The organism is Psychrobacter sp. UBA2514, from assembly GCF_002341255.1.
GTDB lineage: Bacteria > Pseudomonadota > Gammaproteobacteria > Pseudomonadales > Moraxellaceae > Psychrobacter > Psychrobacter pacificensis.
The window spans coordinates 34,127-41,843 of record NZ_DDNS01000041.1; the positions used below are offsets into that span (position 1 = coordinate 34,127).

Genomic DNA, 7,717 nt, shown 5'->3' on the forward strand with positions numbered 1-7,717 from the left:
TGCCCGCGCCGACTTCCATATCGTAAGGTTGCAATACCACGCAGCCTTTGTCAGCCCAATAATTCTGTAAGGTTAGGATTAAGTCCTGAAAAGTCATCGGTTGAGGAGTTTGGTCTTGTGTCATCGGGGTTGTCGCTTCAGATGTCATAGTTTGGGTTTTCATAGTAAGTCACTGTGAAATGGGTATGATTAAATAAATCTCTGATAGCACTCATCACCTATTTGGCAACGACGCTATTTGCCTGCTCACCTTACTAAAAATTGACTATTTTATCCATATTTACGTTAACTAAATTTGCGTTGTCGATAAAAACACGCGACTATATCCCTGATTTACGACCGAACCATCATAAAAAACGCCTGACCGGCGACTAATATTGAAAACAAAAAAATACCCAAATGCGTGAGCATTCGGGCAGGAGGAAAATTGTATCTTGGGCATCCTGATGATTCAGGCTTTTTATTTTTGGAGACTGCTTGTTGGACAACTGCTTGTGGTACAGATTTATTTCTTTTAACGGGTATTAATGCCTAAATATCAAGCTTGGTTACTGATAGGAATCGCTATTGGCTTTTGGCATGACTATCCATAATACGATATAGATCAAAATACCCGGTACAGCAGCGCTTAGCGACGAGACAATTACAAATAGTAATCTGACCCACGTAGGTGACCAGCCGACATATTCTGCAATACCGCCCATCACGCCCGCTATCATGCGATTATTTTGTGAGCGATGTAATTTTGCTAACTTAGCCAAACTAAATACCTCTCTGTTATCTATTTTTATAATGTATTTTTTATTTTTTCTTGCTTTTTTAGTCTCAAGGCTACCTTGCCTTGCCAACTTATAAATAAGTATATCAATTCTTGAGAATTTATCTGTTGAAGGTATAGACGTACTTTGTGAGTTTATGATACGTAAGCTTGCCCTAACCTGTCATATCACCACGCAAGCCCCTGATTTTAAATAGTTATTTCAAAATGTTTCAGAATTTACTTTGTTGCTAAAACCTTGCTTTAGCTATTTACACAGTTCATTATTTTTTAAATGAATCAAAGAGATAAGTGGTGTTTTGATAGCAACTTGATAGTGGTAATAAATGCTCAAATCTTCAATTGTCAAAAAATCATCACTCGCTTTTTATTTTTAGATTCACACAAAAACCGCTGATGAAAAACATAATAATCTGCGTAAGAGTCAAATATAAGTCAGATTTACAATAACCTACCTGTAAATCCTCCAAAACCTTTATACCATGCTCATAAGTAACTCAGGTTTTAGAGAATTTATCCTTAAATCTGAAACAAATATAAGCCCAAAACAGAATAAGGATGGCTATGTACGACAACGGATTGATGATTGGACACTTTGAGCCCTTACATTTGGGGCAAATGCGCAGCATATTAGAAGCAGCAGGACAAGCAAAGACCCTGCATATCGTCATTATAACGCATCCATCACCGCATCCAGATTTTACGATCACCTTACAAGACAAAGCGCGTTGGCTACAGATGGCCTGTGCGGATTTGCCATTTATTCATATTCATACTACTGATGAGATCGAGTTACCGCTTCATGAGCATCTTTATGATAGTAGCGAAAATGTCAGGATCGATGTGGCGACTAGTAATGCTAAATTGCAGCGCTTGATAAAGGCATTAGCACTCCCTGCAGAGACAGCATTGTTTATGGCGGAGAACCACCCACTGACGCAGAGTGATGTACAAGAGCAACTTATCCTACAAGTGGTCACTACTACGCTACAGCCTGAGTTCGACTCGTACGCCATTGCTCGCGACCCAGTCGCCCATTGGTCAGCAATCCATCCAGAGGCACGCGCTAACTATACCAAGACCGTTGCGATCGTCGGCGGCGAAAGCTCTGGCAAGACAACACTGGTGCATAAGCTGGCTAATTACTATGGTGCCAGCTTTGCGCTGGAGATGGGCCGTCTGTATGTGGGCACAGATTTGGGCGGTAGCGAAGTTGGGCTACAGTACAGCGATTACGCCCCTATTTGTCTGGATCATGCGCAAGCGATACGCGATGCTAAAGCCAATGCAACGGCTCCGGTTACGATCGTTGATACGGATTTTGTGACCACACAAGCGTTTTGTGAAGAGTACGAAGGTCGCACGCATCCTTTTGTCGCTGCTTGCGTTGATGAGTTTCGCTTAGACCACACCATCATGCTCGATAACAATACGCCATGGGTTGATGACGGCATGCGCTCTTTAGGTACGCCTGAAGCACGTGGACGGTTCGAGCAGCGCTTGCTAGATATTTTTGCTCGTCACGATATCGCGCCGTATATGATTGACCAGCCCGATTACGATGCTCGTTATCAGCAAGTACTGCAATTTATCGATCAGCATATCTATGGCAAAACATTATAAGAGGCATCAAAGAGTGCCCTATTTATCATCATTTATTCAGCTAGCGCGTTGCAGTTAACATTATGTTGTCGTTAGCACTATATTAAAATCAGTATCAATTTTAGAGGAAAAATTTATGCGTATTCAGCTGCTGGATAACATCACCGGAAAATGGTCGATGCAATGGATTATCGTTTGGTTTATTTGCGGTGTGATTGCCTTATCCGCAGGTTTTTGGCTCACAACCGACCATACCACGCTTGATTGGTTTTACTTGGCTGTCTCGTTTATTGGTCTGATTTGTGTGGTGTCACTATCTTTTCGAAAAAACGTCATGGGCAATGGTTTTGGTATGGGCGCAACCGCAGGAGAAGTCATTGTACAGGCTACATCTGGCGCCGTGGGTCTGATGCTCGCGCCCCTATTTAACTTTTTCACTCATGTCTATGGCATTTTTTATTGGTCAAAGCACACCGACCCTGATGGCGACATGATACCAAAATCAGCGAGTAAAGCGGTGTGGTTGATCACTGCCGCATTTATCATCATCGGTCTTGCCCTTTTCCCAACCGTCAATGATCTACTGGCGAGCTACGGTTATGCGGTCGTCGAGGATGATAATAGTCTGTTTTTGGGATTCATCTCTTTCTTTTGGATCAACGTCATTGCCTTTGTGCTGTCTATTACCGCGCAAGCTGCCATGATCCTGCGTTATTCCTTTAACTGGTGGTTATGGATCATCGTCAACTTTGTCTGGCTGATCGTCAATCTCATGTCTGGCAACTATATTTTTGCGATTCAGACGATGGTGTATCAGGTAAACGCCTTTGTCGGTCTCTATGAGTGGCATCGCAGCGAACGAGGTTAATAGCAACATCTGTAGAAAAAAGCGTTTGAGATATTGAGATAAGTCTTACCAATATCGCATTGGCAATACGAGCGAAATTGACTGTGCCGTCTAACAGATAACATGGTGGACACGCGCAATTAGTGCTACAACTGGTACTAATTGCGCATGTTAATATTTAAATTGATAGCGCATGTCAGCGTCTTATTTCATTTACTAACAAGGAGGTTAGTATGTCTCGTCAACCCAAAATGTCCAAACGCACGCTTGAGCAGTGGCTCAGTGAGTATGCGGTCAGTCACCAAAACCTGATTAATAAGAAAATCCATTGGCTATGTGTGCCGACGATTTTTGTGAGTTTGTTGGGGATGGGAATGTCGCTGTCTGTATGGTTTACTCTCGTACTGAGCGCATTAGTCTTATTATTTTATATACGCTTATCGACCCCGCTATTTTTGGCAATGGGGCTGTTTATTCTGATTTGTCTGTCGGTTATGGCGGCTATGCCATGGGGATTCAAAGCGTGGGCGGCAGTATTTGTTGTTGCTTGGATTGGTCAGTTTATTGGTCATAAAATCGAAGGCAAAAAACCCTCGTTTTTTAAAGATTTACAGTTTTTATTAATCGGTCCAGCATGGGTCGCCAACAGTTTGATGCAACGTAAATAATCATTAAATTGTCGCATCAGTTCTGCAAATATCCAATGTAGCTTTGCTGTCTTTACCCTTTATTCATAAAAAAACGCCACCCGATGCTTGGGTGGCGTTTTTTATGTGGCATATATTTTATTTAGGATACTTCCTAAAATAAAGCAATAGGCTACTTATCTTAAGCACCAAACACTTTCATACGCTCATCAAGTGGCTTGAATTCTTTATCACCTGCTGGCTGCTCAATCTTACCAAATACCAGTTGCGCTTTTAGTTCCCAATCTGCATCGATGTTCCAAGTGCTCGCGACTTTTTGATCGATCACTGGATTGTAATGCTGCAAGTTTGCACCGACATCAATGCTTGCTAGCGCCGTCCAGATGACGTACTGATGCATCGCGTTGGTCTGAGTTGCCCAAATTGGGAAATTATCAGCATATAAAGGCGCCGCTTCTTGCATGCCTCTTATCACTGCTTGGTCTTCAAAGAATAGTACGGTGCCAGCACCCGCTCTAAACCCAGCAATTTTGTCTTTAGTAGATTTAAACGCTTCTTCGTCACCGACGATGACGCGTAAGGTCTCTTCAGTCATATCCCACAGTTTGCGGTGCTCATCACCGAACAATACAACGACACGTGTGGATTGTGAGTTGAATGATGATGGCGTATGCAATATTGCATGCTCAACTACCTTGACGACTTCATCATTCGATACTGGCAGTTGGTCGCTAAGTGCGTAGATAGAACGGCGCTTTTCTGCTAATTGCTGTAAGCCTTTTAGTTCTGACATGGTACTTCTCCATATTGTTGTAGGAATGATTTGCTCTGGGTTGATAGACCTTGTCGATCTTGTGATCAACAAGTCGTTATAAAACAGTTTATTTATGTGGGCTATTATCGGAACAATTTACCTGAAACCCCATGTATTTTTTGTAAAAAAACTTAACGATGATGATTACCTTTGAAAAATAGATTAATAAATTTTTCGTGTTGATAATTAGCCTTTGAAGCCTTTGGGTAGTTCTGGTGCCACCAGACGCTGCATATTAGAATCCACTTCACCAAAACGCTCATGACCATTGTTCCAATCAATGACCGATTGCTTGAGCTCCTCTTTGTTGTCAGCGACAAAATTCCACCACAGTAATACTTGGTTGCTTAGAGGCTCCCCACCAATGAACATCAAACGTGTGCCCTTGTTTGCGACCAGCGTTATCGTTGTATCGTTAGAAACGTCTGTACGATGAAAACGTAATAACTGGTCTTTCTTGTATACTTGACCTTCAGACTCTAGCGCACCGACAACCACTAAAATACCGTACTCAAAGCTCGCCTCCAAATTCAGCGTGACGTCTCCATCTTCTAAAAAATGTACATCGATACCAACTATCTTTGAGTACTGCAACGTTGGCGCTTGATGGTGCTCACCAGATGCTGATTGATAACTACCCGTGGTCAGAATCAGCTCGACGTTGCCCTCAGTCCATGCTGGCAGCTCTGGGTAATGATGAAAACTGCGTTCAATCTGCTGGTCAGTGGGTAAAGCTATCCATAGCTGTATCATATTGATACTACGTGCAGCGACGCTTGAGTGAGCAACATCTGAGTCAGCATTGTCCAAAAAAACGCTTTGTTCTGTGTGGCTAATACCTTGCATCAGCCCAGTACCTGCGGTCATGAGGTTGACTTGGTTTTTGGCAATGACTTGCTCGCTACCCAAGCTGTCCTTATGTAAAATCTCACCATCAATCATCCAGCTAAACGTCTGTAGATTGGTATGGGGGTGGCGACCAACTTGAACCCCTAAATCATCTTGAGTAAACTCAGCTGGCCCTGCGTGATCCAAAAAGCACCATGCGCCAATCGGTTGTTTGCCTTTATTGGGTAATAGCCGTGCGATAGGAACACCACCAACCTCCGTTGATCGTGGCTCTAGAGTTCTAATCGTCATGTGGCACCTCTTGATCTGTATGCGGTTAGTCGAGCGAACGAACGATGCTACGGCGCTCATCCGTGATCTACATAGAAAGCGGCACTTCCATCACTAATACTGTTGCCGCCTCTTTCACTTCCATAGTGACGTCCTTAGTATCCCAAACCCCAAGGCCATCTCGAGTAGACAAAATGTTACCGTCTATCACGACTGTTCCTGCAATCACAAAAATATAAACACCATTATTAGGATTGTTTAGTTGGTAGGTCTGCGTCACGCCTTCATCAAACTCTCCCATACTGAACCAAGCATCTTGATGAATCCAAACCCCTGCATCATCTGCATTTGGTGATAGAACCTGATTGAATTCATTGGGCGTCATGATGGTTCCCATGTGCACTTGCTGATAGCGAGGAGCAACACTCATTTTATTTGGCATGACCCAGATCTGTAAAAATCTCACAGCTTCTTCACGACTGCCATTCATTTCACTATGAGTGATGCCTGTGCCCGCTGACATGACTTGGATCTCACCCGTCTCAATCATGCCCTCATTACCGATGCTATCGCCATGCGCAAGTTTGCCAGCTAGAGGAATGCTGATAATTTCCATATCACGGTGCGAGTGCTTGCCGAACCCTTGACCACCAATGACAAAATCATCATTGATGACACGTAACACCCCGAAGCCCATACGCTCAGGATTATAGTAATTGGCAAAACTAAAGGTATGACGGCTTTTTAGCCAGCCGTGATTGGCATCGCCGCGGGAGTCTGCTGCATGATAGATCGTTTTCATTATTTATCCTTAACTGTCCATACGTTTATTATCTATATATTTGTTATTAATTCACGTGATTGAACAATGTATCTATTATAATTGTTGACTATATAGAGATAAACAGACATAAGTGCAAATAACTATTCTTTTTATTAGAACAATAATGAGGCATCGATAATGGGACAGTTAGAAGACATGGCAATGTTTGTACGCATTGTCGAGGCAGGCAGCATCACTAAAGCCGCCGAACAATTAAATATTGCAAAGTCAGCCGTCAGCCGCCGCCTAAAAGACTTGGAGGCACGCCTAGGCACTCAGTTGATCAGCCGTACGACGCGCCACTCTCACTTGACACAAGCAGGTGAGCAGTATTATCAGCAGGTCAACAGTATCTTAAACGCGGTTGATGCCTTGAACGAGACTACCAATGATACGCCAACGCGCATTGGGGGTACGCTAAAGATGACCGCGCCATTATCGTTTGGTCTTATGCATCTGACTGATGTGATTGATGAATACGCCAATCAGCATCCAAACCTGAAGTTTGAATTGGATTTTTCTGATCGGCATGTTGATCTGATTGAAGAAGGATATGAGCTGGCTATTCGAATCAGAGAGCTACGAGATTCTAGTTATCAAGCAAAGCCGCTGGCACGGATTCGTTGCGTCATCTGCGCCAGCCCCGACTATTTAAAAAAAATGGGCACACCTGATACATTAGAAGATTTGGAGGAGCATGAGTTTTTGCAATACAGTCTTGGTCAAACAAACAATATAGAGCTGATTGACGCCCAAGGAAAAAAACATTATCACGCGATGAACGCCAAAATTAAAGCCACCAATGGTGAGTTTTTAACGGATTTGGCAGTAAAAGGACATGGCATTACCGTCATTCCAACTTTCATCGCTTATAAAAAGCTGGCACGTGGCGAGCTTGTACCGATTTTGCAGCAGTATCAATTGCCAATACTAAACGCTTATGCCGTCTATCCAAAAAATCGGTTTTTATCGCAGCGTTGTCGTTATTTGATTGACTTCATTGCTGAGCGCTTTGGTGATCATCCGTATTGGGATGATTTTTGATAAGATTTGATTAAGCAAGGTTAGGGCGTGTTGAACATTCGAC

At 43.0% G+C, this 7,717-nt stretch carries 9 protein-coding genes; 4 read left to right on the forward strand and 5 right to left on the reverse strand.

All coding sequences use genetic code 11. The features are described 5' to 3' along the window. Together B3V51_RS10790 and B3V51_RS10795 are read right to left on the reverse strand one after the other, a co-directional pair. A partial coding sequence (locus B3V51_RS10790; protein WP_286708413.1) for a glycine--tRNA ligase subunit alpha occupies nucleotides 1–148 on the reverse strand: 148 nt, incomplete at its 3' end. Between the two features lie 400 nt (nucleotides 149–548). Next, nucleotides 549–761, reverse strand: a complete 213-nt coding sequence (locus B3V51_RS10795) for a PspC domain-containing protein (RefSeq protein ID WP_071003026.1) — start codon at nucleotides 759–761, stop codon at nucleotides 549–551. Between the two features lie 581 nt (nucleotides 762–1,342). On the opposite strand from B3V51_RS10795, the gene nadR reads away from it, so the two are divergent. The 3 genes from nadR (at nucleotide 1,343) to B3V51_RS10810 (ending at nucleotide 3,895) form a co-directional block, all read left to right on the forward strand. Then, the gene (gene nadR / locus B3V51_RS10800; protein ID WP_212564199.1) at nucleotides 1,343–2,401 is read left to right on the forward strand and encodes a multifunctional transcriptional regulator/nicotinamide-nucleotide adenylyltransferase/ribosylnicotinamide kinase NadR; all 1,059 of its coding nucleotides are present in this window, start codon (nucleotides 1,343–1,345) and stop codon (nucleotides 2,399–2,401) included. A 115-nt stretch (nucleotides 2,402–2,516) separates the two neighbouring features. Next, nucleotides 2,517–3,248 carry a nicotinamide riboside transporter PnuC gene (pnuC, locus tag B3V51_RS10805; protein WP_058025041.1) on the forward strand — a complete coding sequence of 244 codons (732 nt, stop codon included), beginning with the start codon at nucleotides 2,517–2,519 and terminating at the stop codon, nucleotides 3,246–3,248. 212 nt (nucleotides 3,249–3,460) lie between these two features. Further along, a complete protein-coding gene (locus B3V51_RS10810) occupies nucleotides 3,461–3,895 on the forward strand; it encodes a DUF962 domain-containing protein (RefSeq protein WP_212564198.1) in 435 nt (144 codons plus the stop codon). 160 nt (nucleotides 3,896–4,055) lie between these two features. Here B3V51_RS10810 and B3V51_RS10815 read toward each other — a convergent pair whose 3' ends face one another. From B3V51_RS10815 to B3V51_RS10825, 3 genes are all read right to left on the reverse strand, one after another. Next, the gene (locus B3V51_RS10815) at nucleotides 4,056–4,667 is read right to left on the reverse strand and encodes a nitroreductase family protein (RefSeq protein ID WP_212564197.1); all 612 of its coding nucleotides are present in this window, start codon (nucleotides 4,665–4,667) and stop codon (nucleotides 4,056–4,058) included. A gap of 207 nt (nucleotides 4,668–4,874) precedes the next feature. Then, entirely contained in the window at nucleotides 4,875–5,828 is a 954-nt protein-coding gene (locus tag B3V51_RS10820; protein WP_212564196.1) for a pirin family protein, read from the reverse strand. 67 nt (nucleotides 5,829–5,895) lie between these two features. Then, a complete protein-coding gene (locus B3V51_RS10825; RefSeq protein WP_212564195.1) occupies nucleotides 5,896–6,609 on the reverse strand; it encodes a pirin family protein in 714 nt (237 codons plus the stop codon). A gap of 159 nt (nucleotides 6,610–6,768) precedes the next feature. Here B3V51_RS10825 and B3V51_RS10830 point away from each other — a divergent pair, with 159 nt between their 5' ends. After that, nucleotides 6,769–7,674, forward strand: coding sequence for a LysR family transcriptional regulator (locus tag B3V51_RS10830; protein WP_212564194.1), 906 nt, complete (start codon nucleotides 6,769–6,771; stop codon nucleotides 7,672–7,674). Nucleotides 7,675–7,717 lie beyond the last annotated feature (43 nt).

Bases quoted from the DNA above. Each gene is read 5' to 3' on its own strand.
- B3V51_RS10815 (WP_212564197.1), bottom strand. From the start codon at position 4,667: ATGTCAGAACTAAAAGGCTTACAGCAATTAGCAGAAAAGCGCCGTTCT.
- B3V51_RS10810 (WP_212564198.1), top strand. From the start codon at position 3,461: ATGTCTCGTCAACCCAAAATGTCCAAACGCACGCTTGAGCAGTGGCTC.
- B3V51_RS10825 (WP_212564195.1), bottom strand. From the start codon at position 6,609: ATGAAAACGATCTATCATGCAGCAGACTCCCGCGGCGATGCCAATCAC.
- nadR (WP_212564199.1), top strand. From the start codon at position 1,343: ATGTACGACAACGGATTGATGATTGGACACTTTGAGCCCTTACATTTG.
- B3V51_RS10820 (WP_212564196.1), bottom strand. From the start codon at position 5,828: ATGACGATTAGAACTCTAGAGCCACGATCAACGGAGGTTGGTGGTGTT.
- pnuC (WP_058025041.1), top strand. From the start codon at position 2,517: ATGCGTATTCAGCTGCTGGATAACATCACCGGAAAATGGTCGATGCAA.
- B3V51_RS10830 (WP_212564194.1), top strand. From the start codon at position 6,769: ATGGGACAGTTAGAAGACATGGCAATGTTTGTACGCATTGTCGAGGCA.